Origin of the sequence: Parafrankia colletiae, from assembly GCF_001854655.1 — a bacterium.
GTDB lineage: Bacteria > Actinomycetota > Actinomycetes > Frankiales > Frankiaceae > Parafrankia > Parafrankia colletiae.
Window position 1 is genome coordinate 122,139 of sequence record NZ_MBLM01000102.1, and the last position, 23,735, is coordinate 145,873.

Annotated in this window: 19 protein-coding genes; 11 read left to right on the forward strand and 8 right to left on the reverse strand. The window is 74.0% G+C overall.

Annotated features, from left to right (window positions below; translation table 11 throughout):
- Nucleotides 1-46: 46 nt before the first annotated feature.
- Both CC117_RS10740 and nhaA read left to right on the forward strand, forming a co-directional pair.
- Nucleotides 47-817, forward strand: a complete 771-nt coding sequence (locus CC117_RS10740) for a class I SAM-dependent methyltransferase (protein WP_071083581.1) — start codon at nucleotides 47-49, stop codon at nucleotides 815-817.
- A gap of 114 nt (nucleotides 818-931) precedes the next feature.
- Nucleotides 932-2,335: a Na+/H+ antiporter NhaA gene (gene nhaA, locus CC117_RS10745; RefSeq protein ID WP_071083582.1), complete on the forward strand. Its 1,404-nt coding sequence runs from the start codon at nucleotides 932-934 to the stop codon at nucleotides 2,333-2,335.
- On the opposite strand, the gene CC117_RS10750 is transcribed toward nhaA, so the two are convergent.
- Nucleotides 2,279-2,917, reverse strand: a complete 639-nt coding sequence (locus tag CC117_RS10750) for a DsbA family protein (RefSeq protein WP_084131919.1) — start codon at nucleotides 2,915-2,917, stop codon at nucleotides 2,279-2,281. The genes nhaA and CC117_RS10750 overlap by 57 nt on opposite strands.
- A gap of 216 nt (nucleotides 2,918-3,133) precedes the next feature.
- Between CC117_RS10750 and CC117_RS10755 the strand changes: the two genes are divergently transcribed.
- Nucleotides 3,134-4,960: an ABC transporter ATP-binding protein/permease gene (locus CC117_RS10755; protein ID WP_071083584.1), complete on the forward strand. Its 1,827-nt coding sequence runs from the start codon at nucleotides 3,134-3,136 to the stop codon at nucleotides 4,958-4,960.
- A gap of 22 nt (nucleotides 4,961-4,982) precedes the next feature.
- Here CC117_RS10755 and CC117_RS10760 read toward each other — a convergent pair whose 3' ends face one another.
- The 5 genes from CC117_RS10760 to CC117_RS10780 all read right to left on the reverse strand — a co-directional run bounded on the left by CC117_RS10760 (nucleotide 4,983) and on the right by CC117_RS10780 (nucleotide 10,961).
- Nucleotides 4,983-7,010 (reverse strand): ABC transporter ATP-binding protein, encoded by a 2,028-nt coding sequence (locus CC117_RS10760; RefSeq protein ID WP_071083585.1) that lies wholly within the window; start codon nucleotides 7,008-7,010, stop codon nucleotides 4,983-4,985.
- Nucleotides 7,007-7,468 carry a lasso peptide biosynthesis B2 protein gene (locus CC117_RS10765; RefSeq protein WP_116287754.1) on the reverse strand — a complete coding sequence of 154 codons (462 nt, stop codon included), beginning with the start codon at nucleotides 7,466-7,468 and terminating at the stop codon, nucleotides 7,007-7,009. Before CC117_RS10765 ends, CC117_RS10760 begins: the two co-directional genes overlap by 4 nt.
- Nucleotides 7,465-7,719 carry a lasso peptide biosynthesis PqqD family chaperone gene (locus CC117_RS10770; protein WP_071083586.1) on the reverse strand — a complete coding sequence of 85 codons (255 nt, stop codon included), beginning with the start codon at nucleotides 7,717-7,719 and terminating at the stop codon, nucleotides 7,465-7,467. The genes CC117_RS10765 and CC117_RS10770 overlap by 4 nt, the downstream gene beginning before the upstream one ends.
- Nucleotide 7,720: 1 nt before the next feature.
- Nucleotides 7,721-8,581, reverse strand: coding sequence for an AfsR/SARP family transcriptional regulator (locus CC117_RS10775; RefSeq protein ID WP_071083587.1), 861 nt, complete (start codon nucleotides 8,579-8,581; stop codon nucleotides 7,721-7,723).
- Between the two features lie 160 nt (nucleotides 8,582-8,741).
- Nucleotides 8,742-10,961 (reverse strand): PI-PLC domain-containing protein, encoded by a 2,220-nt coding sequence (locus tag CC117_RS10780; RefSeq protein ID WP_241829998.1) that lies wholly within the window; start codon nucleotides 10,959-10,961, stop codon nucleotides 8,742-8,744.
- Between the two features lie 160 nt (nucleotides 10,962-11,121).
- Between CC117_RS10780 and CC117_RS10785 the strand changes: the two genes are divergently transcribed.
- The 3 genes from CC117_RS10785 (at nucleotide 11,122) to CC117_RS10795 (ending at nucleotide 13,574) form a co-directional block, all read left to right on the forward strand.
- Nucleotides 11,122-11,409: a hypothetical protein gene (locus CC117_RS10785; RefSeq protein ID WP_071083589.1), complete on the forward strand. Its 288-nt coding sequence runs from the start codon at nucleotides 11,122-11,124 to the stop codon at nucleotides 11,407-11,409.
- 36 nt (nucleotides 11,410-11,445) lie between these two features.
- Nucleotides 11,446-12,603: an MFS transporter gene (locus CC117_RS10790; RefSeq protein ID WP_241829999.1), complete on the forward strand. Its 1,158-nt coding sequence runs from the start codon at nucleotides 11,446-11,448 to the stop codon at nucleotides 12,601-12,603.
- Nucleotides 12,604-12,737: 134 nt separating this feature from the next.
- Nucleotides 12,738-13,574: an enoyl-CoA hydratase/isomerase family protein gene (locus CC117_RS10795; RefSeq protein ID WP_071083591.1), complete on the forward strand. Its 837-nt coding sequence runs from the start codon at nucleotides 12,738-12,740 to the stop codon at nucleotides 13,572-13,574.
- Here CC117_RS10795 and pepN read toward each other — a convergent pair.
- A complete protein-coding gene (gene pepN / locus CC117_RS10800; protein WP_071083637.1) occupies nucleotides 13,564-16,245 on the reverse strand; it encodes an aminopeptidase N in 2,682 nt (893 codons plus the stop codon). The two genes, CC117_RS10795 and pepN, sit on opposite strands and share 11 nt — an antisense overlap.
- 215 nt (nucleotides 16,246-16,460) lie before the next feature.
- Here pepN and CC117_RS10805 point away from each other — a divergent pair, with 215 nt between their 5' ends.
- The 5 genes from CC117_RS10805 to CC117_RS10825 all read left to right on the forward strand — a co-directional run bounded on the left by CC117_RS10805 (nucleotide 16,461) and on the right by CC117_RS10825 (nucleotide 21,177).
- Nucleotides 16,461-17,534 carry a phosphotransferase family protein gene (locus tag CC117_RS10805; RefSeq protein WP_241830000.1) on the forward strand — a complete coding sequence of 358 codons (1,074 nt, stop codon included), beginning with the start codon at nucleotides 16,461-16,463 and terminating at the stop codon, nucleotides 17,532-17,534.
- 46 nt (nucleotides 17,535-17,580) lie between these two features.
- The gene (locus tag CC117_RS10810) at nucleotides 17,581-17,868 is read left to right on the forward strand and encodes a TFIIB-type zinc ribbon-containing protein (RefSeq protein ID WP_071083639.1); all 288 of its coding nucleotides are present in this window, start codon (nucleotides 17,581-17,583) and stop codon (nucleotides 17,866-17,868) included.
- Nucleotides 17,865-19,133 (forward strand): precorrin-6y C5,15-methyltransferase (decarboxylating) subunit CbiE, encoded by a 1,269-nt coding sequence (gene cbiE / locus CC117_RS10815; protein ID WP_071083640.1) that lies wholly within the window; start codon nucleotides 17,865-17,867, stop codon nucleotides 19,131-19,133. Before CC117_RS10810 ends, cbiE begins: the two co-directional genes overlap by 4 nt.
- A gap of 108 nt (nucleotides 19,134-19,241) precedes the next feature.
- Nucleotides 19,242-20,111 (forward strand): rhomboid family intramembrane serine protease, encoded by an 870-nt coding sequence (locus tag CC117_RS10820; RefSeq protein ID WP_071083592.1) that lies wholly within the window; start codon nucleotides 19,242-19,244, stop codon nucleotides 20,109-20,111.
- A gap of 370 nt (nucleotides 20,112-20,481) precedes the next feature.
- The gene (locus CC117_RS10825; RefSeq protein ID WP_071083593.1) at nucleotides 20,482-21,177 is read left to right on the forward strand and encodes a response regulator; all 696 of its coding nucleotides are present in this window, start codon (nucleotides 20,482-20,484) and stop codon (nucleotides 21,175-21,177) included.
- A 43-nt stretch (nucleotides 21,178-21,220) separates the two neighbouring features.
- Here CC117_RS10825 and CC117_RS10830 read toward each other — a convergent pair whose 3' ends face one another.
- Nucleotides 21,221-23,314: a GAF domain-containing sensor histidine kinase gene (locus tag CC117_RS10830; RefSeq protein ID WP_071083594.1), complete on the reverse strand. Its 2,094-nt coding sequence runs from the start codon at nucleotides 23,312-23,314 to the stop codon at nucleotides 21,221-21,223.
- Nucleotides 23,315-23,735: the final 421 nt, after the last annotated feature.

Here is a 23,735-nt window from a genome sequence, read left to right on the forward strand (position 1 = left end):
CACCCTGCGTGGCCGCGACGACGTTCAATGAGGAGCGCAGGAAAGGATGATCGGCAACGACACCCACGTGCGGAACAACCGCACCCGGTGGAACGAGATCTCCGACGACTACCAGCGGTTCAACGCCCCGCAGATCCGCGAGCAGGCCTTCACCGGCGACATCACCTGGGGTGTGTGGGGCATCCCGGAGTCGCGCCTGAACATCCTCGGGCATGTCGTGGGACTGGACGTCCTGGAGATGGGGTGCGGCGGCAGCCAGTGGTCGACCGCCCTGGCCCGGCGCGGCGCGCGCCCGGTCGGGCTGGACCTCTCCGAGCGTCAGCTGCACCACAGCCGCACGCTGCAGCGCGAGACCGGGCTGGACTTCCCGCTGGTCCAGGCCAGCGCGGAGGACGTGCCGTTCGCGAACGGCACGTTCGACATCGTCTTCGCCGACCACGGCGCGTTCTCGTTCGCCGATCCGTACCGGGCGATCCCGGAGGCAGCGCGAATCCTGCGGCCCGGCGGCCTGCTGGCGTTCGGTCATGTCAGCCCGATCTACGAGATCAGCATCCCGGACGGCGCCGAGGCCGCCGGTGACCGGCTGGTCGGCGACTACTTCGGGCTGCGCCTGATCTCCGACACCGACGGCCTGGTCAGCGCGAACCTGCCGTACGGTGCGTGGATCCGGCTGTTCCGCGACAGCGGTCTGATAGTCGAGGATCTGGTCGAGCCGCGGCCGGAGAGCGGGCCAGGCGGCTCGCACCGCGACAGCGCCGAGGAGGCCTGGGCGCGGCGCTGGCCGTCCGAGTGCATCTGGAAGGTCCGCCGGGCCTGACACTCTGGGGAGGACGACGCACACGATGAGGCCGACCCGCAGCACAAGGCCGACCGCAACGAGGGCGGCCGGACCAGGGCCGACCGGAACAGGGCCGACCGGGCGGGCCGGCGCATGACCGCTCCCACTCCGACCAGGCCCGGCCCCGAGCTGCGGGTCCGGCTGCCACAGGTGGCGCCGTCGGTGCGGGAGTTCCTCGCGACCGAGGCGGGCGGCGCGGTCCTGCTCGTCGTCGCGGCGGTGGTCGCGCTGGTCTGGGCGAACAGCCCGTTCTCTGACAGCTACCACGATCTGTGGGAGACCACCGCCACGCTCGGGGTGGGCGACGCGAGCCTGTCGATGACCGTGCACCACTGGGTCAACGACGGGGCGATGGCCATCTTCTTCGCCGTGGTCGGCCTGGAGATCAACCGCGAGTTCACCGCGGGTGAGCTGCGGGACCGGCGGACGGTGGCCGTCCCCGCGCTCGCCGCCGTCGGTGGCCTGGCCCTGCCGGCGCTGATCTACCTGCTGTTCAACCCGTCCGGCCCGGCGGCGGCCGGCTGGGGCATCCCGATGTCGACCGACACGGCGTTCGTCGTCGGGATCCTCGCCCTGTTCGGCCCGCGCTGCCCGGACCGGCTGCGGCTGTTCCTGCTGACCCTGGCCATCGTGGACGACATCGGTGCCATCGCCGTGGTCGCGGTGTTCTACACCGATCATGTCGACACCGTCTGGCTCGGCGTCGCCGCCGGACTGCTGGGCGTGATCATGTTCATGCGCTGGATGGGCGTCTGGCGCCTGACGCCCTATGTCCTGGCCGCGATCGTGCTCTGGGTGGCCGTCTACTCCTCGGGCGTGCACGGCACGCTGGCCGGCGTGATCATCGGGCTGATCCTGCCCTCGGCGCCACCGCGGCGCGAGCAGATCGACAACGTACCGATCTACGTCCGGGCGTTGCGGGAGGACTCGACGGCCTCGCGGGCCGCCCTCGCCGTGTCGGCGGCCAAGGCCACGGTCTCCACCAGCGAGCGACTGCAGTACAGCCTGCACCCGCTCAGCGCCTACGTGATCGTGCCGGTGTTCGGCCTGGCGAACGCCGGGGTGCACCTCGACAGCCACACTCTCTCGGACGCCGCGTCGTCGCCGGTGACGATCGGAGTGGCCCTGGCGCTGCTGGTGGGCAACGCCGTCGGGATCACCGCTACGGCCATGATCGCCATTCGGACCGGGTTGGGCGCGCTGCCCGGCGGGGTCCGCTACGGCCACCTGGCGGGCGCCGCCGTGCTCGCCGGCATCGGCTTCACGATCTCGCTGTTCGTGACCGAGCTGGCGTTCACCGACGAGGTGCTCGCCGAACAGGCCAAGATCGGCATTCTGGCCGGTTCGTTCATCGCCGCCGTTCTGGGCACGCTGCTGCTGCGCTACGTCGGCGAACGCTGGTCGCTGTGCTCGCCCGGCACCGACGAGGCCATCCCGGCGCTACCCCCGCGCCCATGGCATGCGCCGGCGCCGCCGGTCAGCCCCGTCCTCCGTTGACCGGGCCGCGCCGGCACGGGCGACCGCGGTGCGCAGCGGGCCGAGCTCGAGACGGCCGCGGTAGCGCTCTCCGTCGATGAAGATTGTCGGGGTGCCCTGGACGCGTTGCTCGGCGCCGTCGGCGTAGTCGGCCTCCACCGCGTCGCCGTAGGGCTGGGCCGGGTCACCGACGACGAGGTCGGCGTCGATACCCAGGCCGCGAGCGAAGGCCATGAGGTACTTGTCGGCCAGCCTGTCCTGGTTCGCGAACAGCAGGTCGTGCATCTCCCAGAACCGGCCGTGCGCGCCCGCCACCTCGGCCGCGAGCGCGGCGGTCAGCGCGAACGGATGCATGCTGAAGACCGGAAAATGCCGGAAGACGTGTCGGACCTGACCGTCGGACGCATCCACCAGCTCATGCAGGATCCCGGCCGCCCGGGCGCAGTAGGGACATTCGAAGTCGGCGTACTCGACGATGACCACGGCACTCTCGGGGCCGCCACGGGAATGCCGCCACGGATCCGTCCTGACCCGTTTCGCGCGGGCACCGGGCGACCGGGTCTGGCCCTTTTTCTCCGGCCGATCCGATTTCCCGACGAGCAGGATGCCGGACTCACCAGAACTGACTCCCCGGGCACCACTGGCATCATTAACGCCGATTTCGGAAGCCTTCTCCGCACATTCTTCCAGTGCTGGAACCACGCATTCCTCCGACCCGCGGTGACGGGTGACGGCTTTCGCGATTCTCGCCCCGACCTCGCCCATACGACCCATTGTAACCAGCCGCGGTGGGACGGCGATGCGGCTAGGCTGGGGCCCGTGGCGGAACCGAGAACGTCAGACCGACCCGCCCGGAATGCCGGCGTCGCACTGGCCGTCAAAGCCACCGACGTACGCATACGGCGCGGGACGGTCTGGGCCGGCCGGGATGGCCGTGAAATCGTGCACGGCGTGTCCTTCGAGGTCCAGCCGGGCACCGTGACCGGCCTCATCGGGCCCAGCGGATGCGGAAAGACCACACTGATGCGGGCGATCGTGGGAATCCAGCGCGGAGTAAGCGGGGAACTCCTGGTTCTCGGCCAGGAGGCCTGCGAGATGAAGCTGCACCAGAAGGTCGGTTACGCCACCCAGGCGGCCTCCGTCTACGACGACCTGACCGTGGAGGAGAACCTGCGTTATTTCACCGCGCTCGCCGCCGAGGGAACACCCAGCCCGGCGAACATCATCCGCGGGGCGGAGCGGGCGGCGGCCGCGGTAAGCCTTTCGCCGGAGCTGCGGACCAAGGTCGGCCGGCTCTCCGGCGGGCAGCGCGGCCGCGTCTCCCTGGCGGCGGCGGTCATCGGCGGCCGGGAGCTGCTCGTGCTGGACGAGCCGACCGTCGGCCTGGACCCGGTCCTGCGCCGCGAGCTGTGGGACGGTTTCCACCAGATGGCCCGCCGGGGGCTCACCCTGCTGGTCAGCTCACACGTGATGGACGAGGCGTCCCGCTGCGACCGCCTGCTGCTCCTGCACGAGGGACGACTGATAGCGGACGAGACACCCGCGAACCTGCTCGCTCTCACCGGCGCCCGCGACCTCGACCGGGCCTTCCTGCGACTGGTCGACCCCCGTTCCACTCCGCCGCGCCTCGTGCCCGTGCCGCCGGGCCCCGACGCCCACGGCGACCCCGACCCGTCGCCTGATCCGGCGTCCGGCATGGATCCCCTGGGCCCCGGCGACGACCCGGATGTCGACTGCGACCCGGCTTCCGACCCGGGCTCGGGCTTCGAGCCCTACCCGCCGGACCCGGATCCGGGTTCCGGCGGCGCCCGGCCCGCCAGGGCGGCACGGGCCGGCGGGGCGGCACGCGCGGTCGGGTCCGCGGACCGGCCGTCCGCCCAGGATCCCGGCCGGCGTCGGCGCTTCCCGCTGAACCTGCCCCGGACGACGGCGACAGCGCTGCGGGTGGTCCGTCAGATACGCCGCGACCCGCGCACGATCGCCCTCGTCCTCGCCCTGCCCCCGGCTCTGCTCGTGCTGCTACAGGCGATCTTCACCAACAACCCGACAGCCTTCGACCGGGCCGGCGCGGGCCTGCTCGGGGTGTTTCCCCTGATGACGATGTTCTTTCTGACGTCGGTGGCGATGCTGCGCGAACGGCGGTCCGGCACGCTGGAACGGCTGCTGACGACGCCGATCGGGCGGGGCGACCTGCTCACCGGCTACGGCGTCGCGTTCGGCCTGCTCGCCGTCGCCCAGGCCGCGATCACGACGACCACCGCCGTGGCGCTGCTGAACCTGCGCATCGCCGGACCGTTGCCGATGCTCGCCGTGCTCGCCGTGCTCGCCGCGCTCTTCGGCACCGCTCTCGGCCTCCTCACCAGCGCCTTCGCGAACTCCGAGTTCCAGGCGGTGCAGTTCCTGCCGCCCGTGCTGCTGCCGCAGTTCCTGCTCGCGGGCATCCTCGTCCCACACGACCAGATGAACCCGGTGCTGGAGACCGTCAGCATGCTGCTGCCGATGACCTATGTCGTCGACGCGCTCAGCCGCATCAGCACCACTCCGGGTGTGTCGATGCCGGTCGTGCGGGACGCCCTCGTCGTCGCCGGATGCACGGTCATCGCGCTCGCCCTGGCGGCCGGGACACTGCGCCGCCAGGGCCCGTAGCACCGCCTGCCCGGGTGCACGGTCAGGCGGTGCGGTCGAGGCTGCCGGCGGCCAGCCGGGCATAGTGCGCCGAACTGGACAGCAGCTCCTCGTGGCGGCCGGCGGCGACCAGGATCCCGTCGTCGAGCACCAGGATCCGGTCGGACGCCCGCACCGTCGAGATGCGGTGCGCGATGACCAGCAGCGCCCGCCGGGCCGCGATGTCCGCCATCACCCGGGTCAGCGCCCGCTCGTTGACCGCGTCCATCTGGGACGTCGGCTCGTCGAGCAGCAGCAGGCCGGGCGCCGCGAGCAGGGCACGGGCCACCGCGACGCGCTGCCGCTCGCCGCCCGAGAGCATGACCCCGTGGTCGCCCACGTCGGTGTCGAGCCCAGCGGGCAGCCGGCGCACGAGTCCGGCGAGCCGGGCGACCTCGACGACCTCGGAGATGTCGGCGTCGGTGGCGTCCGGGCAGGCGTAGACAATGTTGTCGCGCAGGGTGCCGCAGAGCACCGGGGCGTCCTGTTCGACGAGGTTGACCTGCCGACGGGTCCGGGCCCGCTCCACCTGGCCCAGCGGGACGCCGCCGAGCAGGATCTCCCCGGCGTTCGGTTCGTAGAAGCGCTCGATGAGGCCGAGCACGGTCGACTTCCCCGCCCCCGACGGGCCGACCAGCGCGACCTGCCCACGGGCCGGCACGACGAACGACACCCCGCGCAGCACGGGCCGCGGGCCGTAGGAGAACCACACATCCCGGAACTCCAGCGCCGGGGCCTGCGATGCCTCCTGCACCCCGCTGCCCGGGCCGGTACCAGGGCCGGAGCCGGACGCCATGGCCAGGCCCGAATCCCGCTCTGCGACAGAAACCAGGCCGGGGTTCGGGCCCGGCGCGRCCGAGGCGGTACCGGCATCCGGACCGGTACCGGCGTCCTCTCTGGGCATGGTGAAGACGACGTTCACCCGGGTCAGTGCGCCCAGCCCGCGCTGGATCGTCTGCGCCGACTCGATGAGCTGCGACAACGGCATCACCAGGTACGTCGCGTACAGCAGGAACGCGACCAGGTCACCCAGCGAGGTGGTCCCGCGGGCGACGAGGACACCGCCGGCGAGCAGCACGAGCAGCACCGAGCCCTGGACGGCGAGCTGCGAGGCGGGCGCGATCACCGCGCTCAGCCGGGCCATGCGCAGCCCGGCGCGGTAGGCGTCGTCGGCGTGCTCGCCGATGCGCTGGCACTCCCGCTCCTCGGCGTTGCTCGCCCGCACGGTGCGGATCGCGGTCAGCGCCCGCTCCAGATCGGCGGACATCCGCCCGACGCTCGCCTGCCCCTGCTCGGAGACGGAACGGACCCGGGTCAGCGCCGTCAGCACGACCGAACCGGCGAGGACCACCGCGATCACGACCAGGCCGAACAGCAGCGGATCGAGCCACACCATCAGCCCGATCGCCGCGACGACGCCGATGGTGCTGGTCACCACGCTGGTGAGGCTGTAGGCGACCGCGTCACGCACGACCATCGTGTCCGCGTTGGAGCGGGAGAGCAGATCGCCGATCCGCGCCTCGTCGAACACCCGGATCCGCAGCCGCAGCAGGTGGCCGATCAGCCGGTGGCGCAGGCCGAGCAGGACCCGCTGCCCCGTCCGCTCCAGCAGGAAGTGCCCCCAGGTGTCGATGGCGGCTTCCAGCAGGAACACCGCGACGAGGACGACGATGAGGCCACCGGGCACGTGCCCGGCGCTGGCGCCGTCGATGACCCCGCGGACGAGCAGCGGCTGCGCCAGGCCGATGAGCGAGCCGACCGCCGTCAGCCCGGTCGCGAACGTGATCAGGCGGCCGTGGCCGCGCAGCAGCCGCCACAGGTCTCCGAGGCCCGGCCGGGGCCCGGCCGGGCGACCCGGCCCGGCCGGCCCCGCCGGACCCCCGAAGCCAGGCGGCGGACCGCCAGGGCCGGACGGCGGTCCACCGAAACCAGGCGGCGGACCGTCGAAACCCGGCGGCGGGGGGCCGGCCGGGGGGCCGCCACGGGCCGGCGGCGAACCCGCGTAGCCGGCGGGGCCTGCGACCGGCGTCATCGGGACCCCACCGCGTCCCGCTCCCCATCCCGCTGACGCGGCCGGGAACGGACGGTGATCACCGGCTGGTAGGCATCCGGCGGGAACGACTCGCCGACCGCGAGCCCATCGGCCTCGACCCAGGCGTGCGCCGCGAACGAACCCGCGGTGCGGACCCCGGTCCGCCATGTCGGCCACCTCCCCAAGACGCGGCAGAGCAGTGCTGTCGCGACCGCGCGTGGCAGACATCCCGACGGGTCGCGACAGGTGCGGCTCACCGCGGTCACCGCCTCCATCGCGGCGAGTGTCTGCTGGTAGCCGGCCGGTCGGGTACCTGCCGCCGCCGCGTCCAGCACCTGCCGCAGCCGTGCCGGGGGCAGCCTCACCAGCCCGCGGGCGACGACGGTGACGGGCAGCGCGACGACCGCACGGGTCGCCCGCCTCCGGCCAGGCCCCGTCAGCCGGCCAGGCCCCGTCACCGGGCCAGCCCGACGGTGCGCAGGTTCCCCAGCAGCAGCTCGACGTCGGCGAGGGCCGTCGCGTCGTCCACGTCGTAGGCCTCGGTCACGGCCTGGGCCGCCTGCTCGGCCGTGCCACCCTGCGCGAGCACTCCGACCGCGAGGTCGGCACTGGGGTTGAGCGTGAAGTACCGGCCGGTCCGCTCGTCCAGCAGAACGGCGCCGTATTCGGTCCGGGTGCGGACGACGTTCTCGCGCAACTGCGTCGACATGTCAGGACCCCTCCTCTCGTCCGGCGCCGGCGGATCGCCCGGCGCCGGCGGATCGTCCGACAGCGGTTCTGCCCGGGCGCGGTGCGGCGGCCGCGGCCGGCTCCCCGGCGAGCACCTGGGCGTGGATCCGCCGCAGCTCGACGCTCGGCTCGACCCCGAGTTCCCGGGACAGCAGGTGGTAGGCGGTGCGGTAGGCCGCGAGCGCGTCGGCTCGATGCCCGGAGCAGCTCGCGGCGACGAGGTACTGGCCCCACACCCGCTCGCGCAGCGGGTACTCGAGCGTCAGCGCCCGCAGCATGGGCAGGACCCGGTCGTACTGGCCGCGGTCGAGCAGGGCGTCGGCGAGATCCTCGTGGACCACGGCGCGCAGCTCGCACAGCCGGGCCGCCTCGGCATGGACGACCTCCTCGGGGAGCTCCTCGTACGGCTCACCGCGCCACACCGCCAGGGCGTCGCCGAGCAGGCCGATCGCACGGCTGTCGTCGCCGCCCCACCGGGCGTCCTGCCCGCGGCGGGCGAGATCCTCGAACAGCCAGACATCGACCTCGGTCGCGGCTGCGTTGAGCCGGTAGGCCCCCGCCCGGCCCTGGATCCGGCTGAGCCCGGCCGTCTCCCCCGCCGGCAGGACCTGGCGCAGGTCGGAGACGTACGTCTTGATGTTCCCGATGGCCGAGGGAGGTGGATCGGCGTCCCACAGCACCGCGCGGATCTGCTCGGTGCCGGTCCACCGGCCGCGTGCCAGGAGCAGCAGGGAGAGCAGGCGCCGTTTCTTCGGCTGCGGGATCGGCACGGAGCTGCCGTCGGCCGCGTTCACCTCAAGCGGGCCCAGGATGCGGAAGGGCAGGTGCCGCCGCGGTTCCATAGCCCCGTATCTCCCCCGGCGGCGACGGCCCTGAACGGTGCCGACGCCGGGGGCCCGCGGCGATGTCGCCTCCGTTCCCCCCTGGCCCGAATGTCCTGCCGGGCAGGCAGGCATCCACAGCCGTGGCCGTGGCCGCAGCCGTGGGCCGTGACCCCGGGAGTCAGCGGAGCGGGCGGCGGTTGTAGGCGGCGACCGTCGGGACGAGATCGCCGACCGTGGCGAAGTTGACTGCGAGGAAGGTGGGCCGCAGCCCACGGGCGGCGCACTGCTCGGCGTGCGCGGACAGCGAGGACACGGTGTTCACCAGCGCCGCGTCCGCGCGGGTGGCGGCATGGTCGGTGAGCCAGTGGTTGATCAGCAGCATGCCGGGCCGGGCTGCCCCTCGCCCCACCCGGCAGGTGAACCCGCCGGGGATCCGCACGTCGAACGGGGTGTCGGCGTTCGCTCGGAAGAAGTTGYGGTACCAGGTGCCGGGCACGTCGCCGTTCTCGGCGAACACCACCAGGCGCCGGCCGCGGTCGATCATCTGGCCGAGGGTCGGCCACGGCTGCCCCGCGGCCGGGGGGCGGGCCAGGTACCGGCCGAGCCCGACTTTCCGGAACACCGCCATGACCGGCTGGGGTGGCACCCCGTCCTGCAGGATCAGGGTGATGACCTCGGCCGGGTTGCGCGCCAGCCAGCCGGCGACACCGGTCAGTGCGTCGTCCAGCGCCGTCGCACCGAGCTGGCAGATGCCGTGGCAGAGCCAGAGCCCGGGCCGCTCGGAGCTGGCGCCGGTGGCGAAGGGAGCGAGGGCCGCGCGGGCCCGCGGCCGCAGACCGGCCAGGAACGACTCGACCTCGGCCGGTGTCGTCCAGTGGTGGACGTCGATCATCAGCGCCCGGATCCCGCTGTCGAGCTGGCCTACCAGGTCCGGGTCCTGCACGGCGCCGAGGAAACCCGCCCGTACCGACGCCATGCCGTTGTGGGTGGTCGGGTAGAGGACGTCCGGGTACGCCCGGGCGCACAGGTCGGTACCGCCGTTGCAGAACGCGGTGCCGGTGCCGGCCCGGCCCGGCACCACCGCCCACGACCCCGCGACGAACACCGCGGCGGTGGTGGCCACCGCCAGCACGCGCCGGCCCCGTCCCCGCGCCCGGTAGAGGCGAGGCAGGGCGGCCGCGGCCGTGCCGAGCGTGATGCCGACGGCGAGCGGCACCATCGCCATGTCGATCCAGATCGACCGGACATTGTCGAGGAGCACGCGGCCCACGTCGGCGGCCAGCCGCTGCCCGGCCGGCGGCAGTGGCGACGCCGGGCCGCGCAGCGCGGACAGCGGGTCCCCGGCGACGGCTGTCACGCCGAGGCCGACGGCGAGCGAGCCCAGCCCGGCAGCGACGAGCGCGGCGGACGTCGTCCGCACCGCCCGGGCGATCCGCTCCCCACCCGGCGCGGGTGGTGGTCTCGGCCAGAGCAGGGCGAGGGCCAGCGCGGCGGTGGGCACCGCGAAGCAGAGCACTGCCAGGACGAGCGTGCCCGTCCCGCCCACCGTGTGGATGGCACGCAGTGCGGCGCCGGCCGGGCCGCCGGGGTCGTCAGCCAGCGGACGCCCGAGGTCGAGCACGGTGCCGCCGGCCAGCCGGGCATGCAGGTCGGCCACGGCCGAGACGTCCCCCGAGAAGATCATCGGTCCGACGACCGCCAGCGCCTCGCCCAGGTCCCCGGACCGCAGCGCGACCAGCACCTGCTCCCGCGCGGCCGACCGGCGCGGCTCCGACACCCGGCTCAGCAGCAGGTCGGCCAGCCAGGTGACCTGGTCGTCGGTGAGATCGATCTCCGGGACGGACGCCGGCGGCCGCCCCTGGCTCACCCGGTCGACACCGTCGAGGACGTCCCGCAGCGCCGCGGCGACGTCCTCGGTGCGGTACCGGGGCGCACCCGACACCTGCCCGGCCAGGTACACCGAAGCCAGCCGGCCGATGTTGTCGAGGATGGGGCTCAGGTCGAACGCCAGGACGAACTCCGCCCGGCTGCCGTCAAGGTAGGCGGCGACGTTGTCGGCGACGCCGTCGGTCATCCCGCGCAGCGCCGCGGGCGGGACGACGAGCTGCAGGTTGTCGACGACCAGGTCCGGGTCGACCGGCAGGTCGGCCAGCAGGTCCCCGGTGACGTCGGTCAGCACCGGGTCGGTCAGGACCTCGTCACTGACCCGTTCGTGCACCTGCGCCTCGTCCAGCGCGCCACGATAGAACGCCGCGTTCTGGGCGGTCTCGTGGACAGTCAGCAGCGCCGTGCCGACCGGGGCGAGAACTGCCGCGGCCAGCACCGCCAGGCAGGCCCCGCGGACGGGTCGGGGCCGAACCGGCGCACCTGGGCTCCGGGCACCGAGGAGCCGGGCCATGGGACGCCAGATTACCGAGCAGCGTGCCCGTCGCAGTGACAAAAGCCGAGGTCATTCCACGTTTGGTGGTGTGACGGGTCGCTGGGGACCCAGACGGGGTAGGCCGTTACGGAACGGTCCGCGCACTAGGTCGCGGCCGCCGACCCACCTGAGGTGCCCGATGACCRCACACACCGGCACATCGCGACACACCGACACATCGCGACACACCGACGTCGCGCACCACCGGCCGGTGCTCATCTGGTCGCTGACCGCGGTCGTGGTCGTCGGCCTGGTCCTCGCGCTGGTCGGGATGATCCTCAACGCCTGGTTGCTGCTCGGCCTCGCTGCGGCCACCGCGGCGCTGGCGACCTTCGCGCTGTGGCCGGCGGGCGTGATGTCCCACGTCACCACCGCGCGATCGCACACACGGTCGGCCATCGGGCCGCCGACCGACCGCGGACCGTGACGAGGCCCCCGACGGGTCTGACGGGGAGGAACGAACATGGAGACAACGGAAATTGACCGGCCACGCGGCCGCGACATGCTGCACGTCCCGCGCACGCGGGGCGCGCTGAGCGGGCTGCTGATCGTGGCGGCGGGCATCTGGGGGGCGCTGATCCCCTTCGTGGGGCCGTACTTCGACTTCGGCTTCACCACCGAGGCCTGGACCTGGACGGCGATCCACTTCTGGCTCTCGCTCCTGCCGGGCATCGCGGCGGTCGTGGCCGGCCTCATCCTGCTCGGCAGCGGCAACCGCGCGACGGCGGCGATCGGCGCGGCGATCGCGGTGGTGGCCGGTGTGTGGTTCATCGTCGGGCCGCCGCTGTCAGAGATCTGGAACCCCGGGGCGCTCGGCACGCCGCTGGGCGGCGAGTTCCGCCAGGCCGTGATTCTGATCAGCTTCTTCTACGGGCTGGGCGCGCTGATCCTCTTCCTCGGTTCCAGCGCGCTCGGCCGGCTCAGCGTCGTCGGGGTGCGGGACGTGGCCGCCGCGCGCAACCGCCGGCTCGGTATGGCCGAGCCCGCCGGACGGCACGCCCGCGGCCACCGCCGCCACGCCCACGCCGGTGAGGCCGCTGGCGCCGGTGCCGCCGTTGGTGCGGGTGCCGCCGCTGGAGCCGAGTACCCGGAGCGCGAGCACGAGTACCCGGAGCGCGAGTATCCGGAGCGCGCCGGGCGCGGCGCCGCCGAGCGCGAGCCGCTCGAGGCCGGACGGGATGTGTCCCGTCGCGAGCCCGTCAGCGGCGGCCGGTACGACGAGGCGTCGGTCTACCCGGACGAGCCCCACCCGTACGAGCCGCGGCGGTCGCACAACGGGCACGGCGAGCAGCGCGCCACCGCCGGCCGCGACCGCGGCGGGTACGAGACCGGCCGGCGTGACGTCGGCGGGCGCGACATCGACGGACGCGAGTCCGGCAGGTACGACACCGGCGGCTACGCCGACGGCGGCTACGGCGACAGCGGGTACGGCGGGTACGAGGTCGGCAAGCACCGGTCAGGGGAACGCCCGGCCACCGGTCCCGAACGCGGTCGTCCCGCGCCCGGTGCCACCGACGGAGAGCGCACCGCGGAGCACCGGCCGGAGCATCGCGGCGACGAGCCGATCGGGGCCGGTTCCGGCGCCCGTTCCCACCGCCACCACTGGTGGGAACGGCACTGATCCCGGACGCGCACTGGCGGCGGCCCGCTCAGGCGGGCCGCCGCCCGGCCGCGCCCGGCGCCGGTGGGCTGCCCTGGTGCCAGGTGCCCCACGCCGGGCGGCCCGTGCGGGTGCCGGCCTGGTAGGACAACGCCATGAGCGACGAGAACACGTCCCCGGCGGGCGCGGGCGCACCGGACGGGCCCGAACCCGATGAGCTGATCTACGCGGTCGAGGACGCGATCGCCACGATCACCCTCAACCGTCCGCAGGTCCGGAACGCCTTCACCCTGACCATGATCGACCGATGGGCGGACGCCCTGCGGACCGCCGAGGCCGACCCACAGGTGCGGGTGGTGGTCGTCACCGGGGCCGGGGGCGCCTTCTGCTCCGGCATCGACCTGGCTGTGCTCAGCGGGATCGAGCCCACCCCGATCGCCCGCCGGCGGATGCTCACCGAGGGCGTCCACAAGGTGGCCCGGGCGGCGCTGGACCTCAGCAAACCGTTGATCGCGGCGATCAGCGGCGTCGCGGTCGGCGCCGGGCTCGACATGGCGCTGATGTGCGACATGCGCTTCGCCGCCCGGTCCGCGCGGCTCTCGGAGGGCTACATCAGGATCGGCCTGGTCCCCGGCGACGGCGGCACCTACCTGCTCCCGCGCCTGGTCGGACCGGCGAAGGCCCTGGAGCTGCTGCTCAGCGGTGACACGGTGGACGGCGTCGAGGCGGAGCGCATCGGCCTGGTCAACCGGGTCCACGACGACGAGGCCCTGCTCGCCGAGACGTACGCCTTCGCCCGCCGCCTCGCCGGGATGTCACCCATCTCCAGCGCCATGATCAAGAAGGCCGTCTACCAGTCCCAGCATCTCGACCTGCGGACGAACCTGGACCTCATCGCCTCACATATGGCGATCGTGCAGTCCACCGAGGACTACGCCGAGGCCCGTGCCGCCTTCGGCGAGCGGCGGGCTCCGACCTTCGTCAACCGCTGACCGGCTCCACACCGGCAGGACTCGGGCCGGATGGGCCCGGATCGGCGGGGCTCGGCCCGGCAGGCGGCGGCTCCGGCCACCCGCCCGGGTGGGACGCCTGGTGCAGCTCGCGGGCGGCCAGCGCCCGGCGCAGGTCGTCGGCGGCGTCGACCACCACCCGCGCGAGCACGGGTCCGACGTCCGGGCGGCCGAGCAGCTGGTCCACGGCCGCGACGGTGCCGGCCGCGACCGCGTAGCGGGGAAAGGCCGCCGCCGCCAGCTGGCGGACGGCGTGCGGCGAGCGGTCCGCCGCCAGCCGGGGCATGTCGGCGACGTACCGCTCGACGTAGGCGGCGGTGAGGTCGTCCTGGCCGGGCTGCCAGAAACCCAGCGCGGTGGCGGCGACCAGCCGCACGGAACTCACCTGGTCCTCGGTGACGGTCTTCCAGGCCCGGGCCTTGGCCACCGGGTCACCGACGGCGGCGCGGATCCGTGCCGCGTGCTCGGCGCCGCGGGTGCTCGGGTCGCCAGCGAGCTCGGCCCCGATCTCCGCCTCACCCGCGGCGTCCAGGACCACCAGGCGGCCGAGCAGGCGCCAGCGCAGATCCGGGTCGACGACCAGGCCGGCGGGCACGCCGCGGCCGTCCAGCCAGTCGCGCAGCAGCGGCACCTCCGGCTGCTGCGCGCACGAGATCAGCCCACGTGCCGCAGCCAGCAGCCAGCCCTGGCCCGGGCCCGGCCCAGGGCCAGATCCAGGGCCGGGGCCGGCCACGCTGTCGATCACCGACCGGCAGGCGTCCACCAGGGCCTCCCGCGCGGCCCGGCGGTCCCGTGCCGGCAGGTAGCAGTCGACGACGGTGCCGGCCGTGAAGTGCAGGACGTCCTCCAGGACGGCGACGGAGCGCTCGGTGCGCAACGCCCGTACCGCGAGCGCGAGGTACTCCCCCGCCGGCCAGTCGGCGTCCCGGGTCAGGTCGGCCGCGGCAGACCACACGACGGCCCGCGCGAGCGGATCCGCCAGGTCGGGGAGCACCTCGCCGAGGCGCTCCAGGTCACCGGGACCGAACCTGGTCTTCGCGTAGGTCAGGTCCCCGTCGTTGACGAGCAGCAGCCGCCCGACCGCGGTGCCGACGAGCTCCGGAACCGCTGTCCGCCCGCCGGGAGCGGCCGGCTCCAGGTCGACCAGGACCCGGCGGCGCAGGGTCACCGCACCGCCGCCCGGCGCGGAGTCGTAGACGCCGAGTCCGACCCGGTGCGGCCGCGCGGCGGGCGCCTCGACCGGTTCGGTCCGCACGATCTCCACGGCCGCGTAGGCGCCCCGGTCGTCGAGCCGCACCTGCGGGCGCAGCGTGTCGAGCCGCGGGCGGCGCAGCCACGCCTCGGCCCATCCCGACAGGTCCTTCCCGCTGGCCCGGGCCAGGGCCGCGAGCAGGTCGTCCAGGGTGGCGTTGCCGAAGGCGTGGGTGGCGAAGTAGGCCCGCAGGCCGGCGAGGAAGTCGTCGTCGCCCACCCATTCGACGAGCTGGCGCAGCGCGGAGGCGCCCTTCGCGTAGGAGATGCCGTCGAAGTTCAGCAGGGCCGCCGCGGAGTCCGGGACCTCCAGCGGCGCCACCGGGTGGGTGGACGGGCGCTGGTCGGCCGCGTAGCCCCAGCTCTTGCGGCCGACCGCGAAGCTCGTCCAGGCCTGGGTGAAACGGGTGGCCGCGGCCGTGACCCGGGTGCCCATGTACTCGGCGAAGGACTCGTTGAGCCACAGATCGTCCCACCAGCGCATGGTCACCAGGTCGCCGAACCACATGTGGGCCATCTCGTGCGCGATCACGACGGCCCGGCGCTCGCGCTCGGCCTCGGTCACCGCCGAGCGGAAGACCAGCTCGTCGCGGAAGACGACCAGGCCGGGGTTCTCCATCGCGCCCATGTTGAACTCCGGCACGAACGCCTGGTCGTACTTCCCGAACGGGTACCGGATGCCGAACAGCGCGTGGTAGTGGTCCAGGCAGGCGGCGGTGAGCTCGAAGATCTCCGGCGCCTGGTCCTCCAGGTACGGAGCGAGGGAACTGCGGCAGAGCAGGGCCAGCGGCACGCCGTCGTGCTCGCGGCTCCACACCTGGTAGGGCCCCGCGACCAGGGAGACCACATAGGTGGCGAGCGGGGCGGTYGGGGTGAACTCCCACCGCCCGGGCGCCACCCGGGTGCCCGCGCCGTTGGCCCGTACCTCCCAGGCCTCGGGGGCGCGGACCGTCAGGTGCAACGGCGCCTTGATGTCCGGCTGGTCGAAGCAGGCGAAGACCCGGGCGGCGTCGTCGAGGAACGACTGCGCGTAGAGGTAGACCTCGCCGTCCTCGGTATCGGTGAAGCGGTGCAGCCCCTCACCTGTGTTCGTGCACTCCATGACCGCCCGCACGACGAGGGTGTTCTCGGCTTCGAGCCCGTGCAGCGGCAGCCGGCCACCCTGCCAGCGCGCCCGGTCGACGTCGACACCCCGCCCGTTCAGCTGGACGTCCTCCAGCGCGACCGCCCGGACGTCGACGAACGTGCCGGCGCCCGGGGTGCGGCAGGTGAACGACACAGTGGTGGTGGAGGCGAACCGTGGGCCGTCCGGCGTTCCGGTCAGGTCCAGGTCAACCCGGTAGGAACGGACCCGGACGAGCGCGGCCCGCGCCACGGCCTCGGCCTGTGTCAGCGGCTGCATCAGCCGACGGTAGTGCGCGGCCGGGCTCACCTGGGCGGACAGGCCACGGTCGGGCACCGCCAGGCACCGCCGCCGGGCCTCCCGCGGTCCCCCGCCCGCTCCCGCGACACCCACGGTGACCGGATATCACGCGAATGGGCGAAAGCCGCCCGATCGCCGCTGCCGGACCGGCGCAGAATGCGGTGTGTGACAGGTGAAGCGGGAGGAGCGGGGCGGTGACCGGCGGGGTGGTGGCGGGCGACGAGGAGACGGGCGAGGCGGGCGAGGCCGGTCCGGGCAGCACCGCCGGTCGGCGCGGGGACATCACCCTCGACGAACTCACCCGGCCCGGCGGTGACGTCCTCACCGACCGCAAGGGCCGGCTCGTCGTGCGCCACGGCGACATCGTCGTCAAGACCCACCTGGCCGAGGAGGAGCCGGGCCCACTGCTCGCCCGGCTGCGCCTCGCCGGGGACCGGCGGCTGGCCGCGCTGCTGTTGCCGCCGCTGCGCATCCGCGGCGGGCTGGGCGGCCTGCTCGCGACCGTCGACGGCCGCCTGGTCAGCGCCTGGCCGGCCGCGACGGCCCTGCGTCCGGACGAGGTGGAGCGCCGGATCGAGGCCGCGCCCTGGTCCGCCGCCGCCGAGCTGCTCGCCCGGCTGCACACGACCGATCTCACGGCCCCGGGCGCCTCACCCGGCGCCGAGAGCGTGCCGCCCGCCGCGGTGTGCGCCCGGCTGCACCGATCCCTGGACCGCCTGGCAGGTGCGCTCGCCACCGTGCCGGCCGGAGACGGGATCCACCGCCTGGCCGCCGACGTCCAGCGCGCGTACGAGACGCTGCCACCGTGGCTCGGGCAGTCACCGACCCGGCCCGGTGCCCGCCCGGCGCTGATCCACGGAGACTGGCACCTCGGCCAGGTCGTGCAGGCCACACCGACGTCGCGGCCGGGTGACGGGCCCGGCGCCGCCGCCACGGACGCCACGGACGCGGGCTGGCGGATCATCGACGTCGACGATCTCGGGTGGGGCGACCCCGCGTGGGATCTCGCCCGCCCGGCGGCCTGGTTCGCCGCCGGGCTGTTGCCGCCGGAGGTGTGGGCCGGCTTCCTCGACGCCTACCTGGCCGCCGGCGGGATCGCCCTGGGCCCCGGCAGCGACCCGTGGGCCGCGCTGGACGGGCCGGCACGGGCAGTGACGGTGCAGTACGCGGCGGGCGCGCTCACCGACCGCGCGCAGTTCGGGACGCCGCTCGACGAGGGCGCCCGTGCCTTCCTGGACTGCGCCGGGCGGCTGGCCGCGGGAGCCTGACCCCGCCCTGATCGCCCGGTACGCTGCCACCGTGAGCTACCAGACGATGGTGTGCCCCAAATGCCACGGCGCGATGCGGACCTACAACCGCAACGGCGTCCAGATCGAGCAGTGTGACAACTGCCGCGGCATCTTCCTCGACTACGGCGAGCTGGAGGCGCTCACCCGCCTCGAGGGCCAGTGGGCCCAGGCTGCCCCTCCGCCGCCTCCCCCGCCGCCGCCCGGCGGTCACTACAACCAGCCGGCCTGGGGTTCGCACGGCCACGGTCCCAGTCACGGCCACGGTTACGGGCATGGGCACGGGCGTCTGACCCGCATGCTGTTCTCCTCCTGAGCCCGGGCGCCGGGCAGGTCGTCACCGTCGTCGGAATCGGCGACGACGGCTGGGACGGGCTGCCCCAGGCCTCGCGCGGAGAGCTCCTCCGCGCCGAGGTCGTGCTGGGTGCGCCACGGCAGCTGGGGCTGTTGCCGCCCGAGGTGGCGGCCCGCCGGGTGCGCTGGCCGTCCCCGCTGGCGCCGGCGGTGGCGGGGGTGGTCGAGGAGCATGCGGGTGCGCGGCTGTGCGCGCTGGCGAGCGGTGACCCGATGTTCTTCGGGCTCGGCACCACCCTTGTGCGGGTCCTGGGCGCGGAGCGGGTCCGGGTACTGCCGCATCCGTCCTCGGTCTCGCTGGCCTGCGCGCGCCTCGGCTGGGCCCTGGACGCCACGGAGGTCGTCAGCCTGGTCGGCCGTCCCCTGGCCTCGGTACACCCGGCGCTGACGGCGGGCCGTCGGCTGCTCGTCCTGAGCGCCGACCGCCGCACGCCGGCCGCGCTGTGCCGCCTGGTCACCGACCGCGGCTTCGGCGACAGTGCGGTGACACTGCTGGAGCACCTGGGTGGTCCCGCGGAGCGCCGGCGGGACACTCGGGCGGCGCTGCTGGCGAGCCCCGTTCCCGCCTCCGCCGGCGGCGAGGACGACGACGGCGTCGCCGATCTGAACCTGGTCGCGCTGCACCTGAGCAGCGGGGCGGGCGCGCCGCATCTCCCCCGCGTCCCGGGGCTCCCGGACGACGCGTTCGAGCATGACGGGCAGCTGACCAAGCGGGAGGTCCGCGCGGTGACGCTGGCGCTGCTGGCACCGGCTCCCGGCGAGCTGCTGTGGGACGTCGGCGCCGGCTGCGGCAGCGTCTCGATCGAGTGGATGCGCACCCACCCGGCCTGCCGGGCGGTCGCGGTGGAGCCGCGGGCCGACCGCGCCGCCCGGATCGCCCGCAACGCCGAGGCCCTCGGCGTGCCCGCGCTGCGGGTGGTCACGGCGGCGGCTCCGGCAGCCCTGGCCGACCTGGCCGGGGTGGCCGGTGAGCCGGACGCGGTGTTCGTCGGTGGCGGCCTGACCGCACCCGGCACCGTCGAGCGCTGCTGGGAGGCGCTGCGGCCCGGCGGGCGGCTCGTCGCGAACGCGGTGACGATCGAATCCGAGACCACGCTGGCCCGGTGCCACGCGGAGTACGGCGGGGAGCTGACCCGCCTGGCGGTGACCCGCGCGGCGCCGATCGGCGGGTTCGCCGGCTGGCGGCCGATGATGCCCGTCACCCAGTGGGCGGCCACGCGGCGCTGATGACGCACGGCGCCGACGATGTCGCTGGGAGGTCTGTGCACAGCGGCCGGGGAGCGAATACGGCGGGCAGGCCGGACCACGCCGGGCGTACTACGGCAGGATGACCACGTGGTCATCCCGATTCACGACATCAATCCACTGCGACGCAGGCCGGTCGTCACCTGGCTGCTGATCGCGATCAATGTCGTGGTCTTCATCTTTCTCACCCCGATGGTCAGCTCGGTCGCCGGAGTGCAGACCTCGCAGCCTCAGAACGTCTGCGAACAGCAGCGCTTCTTCCAGGAATGGGGGGCGATCCCCAAGGAACTGCTGTCCAACGAGCAGCTGCCGGTGACGAACTCGGGCCGGCTGGCGCTGGACGCGCAGAACCGCGTGGRCTGCCTGCAGGAGTCGCCGCCGAGTTTCGACAAGTCGCCGATCCTGTCGGCGATCACCTCGATGTTCCTGCACGGCAGCTGGCTGCACCTCATCGGCAACATGCTGTTCCTCGGAGTGTTCGGCAACAACATCGAGGACCGTATGGGACGGCTGCTCTACCTGCTGTTCTACCTGGTCTGCGGGGTGACGGCCGCCTACGGGTTCGCCCTGTTCGAAGGCAGCACGACCGACACCCTCATCGGGGCGTCCGGTGCGGTGGCCGGGGTTCTCGGCGCCTACCTGGTGGTGTTCCCGAAGGCACGGGTCATCGGGCTGGTCTCGGTGCTGTTCTTCCTCCCGTTCTGGCTGCCGGCGTGGATCGTGCTCGGTTTCTGGTTCGCGCTCCAGTACATGTACTTCACCGGCATCGGGGTGGCGGAGGGCGGGAGCGTCGCCTACGGCGCGCACGTGGTCGGTTTCGTGCTCGGCGCCGTGCTGGTCGCGCCGTTCGTCCAGCGCCTGCGTGCGGCCGGGCCGGCACCGCACCGATCCCCGCAGGCGCGCTGGGTGCGGGAGCCACCGCGGATGAGCCTGCGGCAGCCACCCCGCCACCGCGGCTGACCACCTGCGCCCGCGTCCGCCCGCGCCCCCGCCCGCGTCCCCRCCCGCGTCCGCCCGCGTCCGCGTCCCGCCGCGCTGCGGGCACTCGGTGCCGCGGAGGGGATTGTCCACGACAATGTTCCACCGGGCGCACCACCTGGCTCTACAGCCGGGCACCGGGGGCCGGCGGACGGCGCCGGTGACTACCCGGATCACGCGGAACTGATCCGAATGCGGCGGGGCCGTCACCGTCCCGGCGGGGAGCGGCGGCGCATTGCCCGCACAACGCCCGAACCCACCGAAGCACCCCTTCGAGAGGGTTATAATCTGCGTTCTGCACGTGACATACAGCGACGGTCTTCCATGACAGCGGGGTCGGGCGGAGTCAACGGTGGCAGAGGTATCGACGGGCAGTTCCGAATCCGGCGCGACGCCCGTCCGGTCGTCCAGGGCCGGGTCGATCCGGGTGTTCCTCCTCGACGACCACGAGGTGGTGCGCCGGGGATTGCGTGAGTTGCTCTCCGACGAGGAGGACATCGTCGTCGTGGGCGAGGCAGGCCGCGCCGACGAGGCGATCTCCGAGATCATCATGCTGTGCCCGGACGTCGCGGTCCTGGACGCTCGCCTGCAGGAGGGCAGCGGGATCGAGGTGTGCCGGCACGTCCGGTCCCACGACCCCGGGATCGCCTGCCTGATCCTCACCTCCTTCGACGACGAGGACGCGCTGTTCACCGCGATCATGGCGGGTGCGGCGGGCTACGTCCTCAAGCAGATCCGCGGCAACGCCCTGGTCGACGCGGTGCGCCAGGTTGCCTCCGGTCAGTCCCTGCTCGACCCGGCCGTCACCTCCCGGGTGCTCTACCGCCTGCGGGAGGGGCCGGTCGAGGACGAGCGGCTCGCCGGCCTCACCGACCAGGAGCGGCGCATCCTGTCCCTGATCGCCGAGGGTCTCACCAACCGCCAGATCGCCGCGCGGATGTTCCTCGCGGAGAAGACGGTCAAGAACTACGTGTCGAGCATGCTGTCCAAACTGGGCATGGAGAGCCGGACGCAGGCCGCGGTCTTCGCGACCAAACTGTCGTCCTGACGGCCGGCCCCGGCCCCGGAGCCGGGGCCGACGCGAGCACGGGTCACGGCTCGGCGGGCGGCTCACCGGCGTCTGGTCCAGGCCCGGCGGGCGGCCGCAGCACCCGCGGGGTCGGGATCGGCTGGACCAGCGGGACCTGCCAGGTCACCGTCGTGCCGATCCCGCCCTCGCCGGGCCCGAACTCCATCCGCCCGCCCAGGTCGAGGGCCCGGCGCCGCAGGTTCGCCAGGCCACTGCTGCGGGATGCCCCGCCAGGGCCACAGCCGTTGTCGCGCACCTGCATCGACACGTCGGTGTTGGTGACCCGTACCCGCACCTGAATACGCGTGGCGCGGGCGTGCCGCGCGATGTTCGACAGCGCCTCCCGGACGGCGGCCAGCAGGTGCGGGTGGATCACCGCCGGCACCCCGCAGTCGACCGGACCGTCGATGCGGACCGTCGGGCGGATGGCCAGCGCCTGCTCCGCCTGCGCGGCGATCGCGGCGATCTCCGACCGCAGGTCGACCGGCCCGGAGGCGGCGGTCAGCGAGAAGATCGTCTGCCGGATGTCGGCAATCGTCTGGTCGAGTTCGCGGACCGCGGCGTTGAGCCGCACCGCGGCGTCCGGGTCGATCACCCTGGTCATGCCCTGGATCTGCAGACCGGTGGCGAACAGGCGCTGGATCACGACGTCGTGCAGGTCACGGGCGATGCGGTCGCGCTCCTCGAACACCGCGAGGCGCTCGCCCTCCCGCTGTACCCGGGCGAACTCGAGGGTGAGCGCGGCGTGGCCGGCGAACGCGGCGGCCATCTCCAGGTCGAGATGCTCGAACGCGACCACCCCCGGCGCCGCCGCGAGCACCAGAATCCCGAGCGGCCGGCCCGCCGCCAGCAGCGGGACGATCATCACCGCGCCGATCGCGATACCGTCGACGACCTCGCCCAGCAGGCGCCGCGCGGCCGGGTCCGCCCGCTCCGGCGGGATGATCACGGCCCGACCGGCCCGCATGACGTCCAGCAGCTCCGCCGGGTCGGCCAGCAGCCGCCCGCGCAGCTGGTCCGCGCCCGCGCCGTCCACGACGGCGACCTCCAGCTCCGTTGCGGCAGGGCCGCGGGCATCCCGCCCCGCCATGGAGCGGAACGGACCGCCTGGCAGCGGGGCCGCGCCCGGCCCCACGGGCGTTCCGCCGGGGCCGGTGGCCGCCCCCGGCGCAGCCACCGGCAGGACGATCCCGGCCAGCAGCGCGGAGGTGATCTGCCGGGCCCGCCGCGCCACCAGTCGCAGCGCCTCGACCGGCTCGGCCACCGACAGCAGCGCGGTCGTTATCTCGGCGCTCGCGGTGAGCCATGCCTGACGCCGCCTGGTCGTCTCGTAGAGGCGCGCGTTCTCGATGGCGAACCCCACCGCCGCGGCGAGCGCATGGACGAGATCCTCGTCCTCCTGAGTGAACTCGGAGCCGCGTTTGCCGGCGAGGTACAGGTTCCCGAAGGCCTCGCCGCGGACGGCGATGGGCACCCGCAGGAACGTGCCGAAGCCCGGCGCGCCGGCTCCCGGCGGGCCGGTGGGGAAGCCGAGGACGTCGGCGGCCACGACGACGGTGCCGGGACGAGCTGCGTGCCCGTCCCGGCCGGGCGGCCCGATCAGTTCCCGGCCGATCAGCCCCCGGCCGAGTGGCATCCGGACGATGTCGGCCGGGACGTCCTGCCCCGGGCCGCCGCCGATCAGCTCGGCGATGTGGCCGTCCGGGCCCAGCACCCCGAGTACCCCGAGGTCGCAGTCCACCAGCGACCGAGCGGCCTCGGCGATGCGGCGCAGGGTCACGGGCAGGCTCAGCTCGCGCGCCACGTCGACGACGGCTTCGAGCAGGCCGCGCATGCGGTGCTGCACCGCGAACACCTCCGGAGCGGCCGCTGAGGGCGTCGACGCGGGCGCGGGAGGCGCAGCGACCGGCCGTGGTGCGACACGCGCGACACGCGGCCCCGGTGGGGACGCCCACGGGGGTGACGGCGGCGGACCGGGCGAAGACGAGGACAGGGGCGTCGGCGGAGCGGGCAGCGCAGGCGTGGCGGGCCGTGGCGGGCGGCGCGCGCCGCCGGGACAGCCGGCTTCGGCGGCCGAGGCCGCGAGCGCATCGGTCCCGGCACCGGTCTGGACCATCTCGCACCTCCCGTCCACACACCTCAGGTGACGATAACCAGACACCCGACGTCTCGGGGCACCGCCGGGTGTACCGAGCGGACTGCTCGGTGCCACGGAGCAGGCGGGGCTGGCGTAGAGTGCGCCCATGGCCGTCCCTGGCTTCCTCCTGCACAGCGACCGCGTGACCGACCTCAGCAGGGTCTGCGCCGCGGCCTGTATCACCCGGGCCTGACCGCTCGCGGGTTGCGCCTGTCCAGGCCGGCCCGTCCATGCTCAGGCCCGGTCACGGCAGACGTGGCCCCGCCACCACCGGCGCCTCCAGGCGGCCAGGGGTGGCGTCGCACGGACGCCGAGGCCATTGCAGGGCGATGACCAGCAGCACCGGCCAGTGAGGGCCTGACCCCACCCGGTGCGCCGGCCGCCCCGATCAGGCATGTCG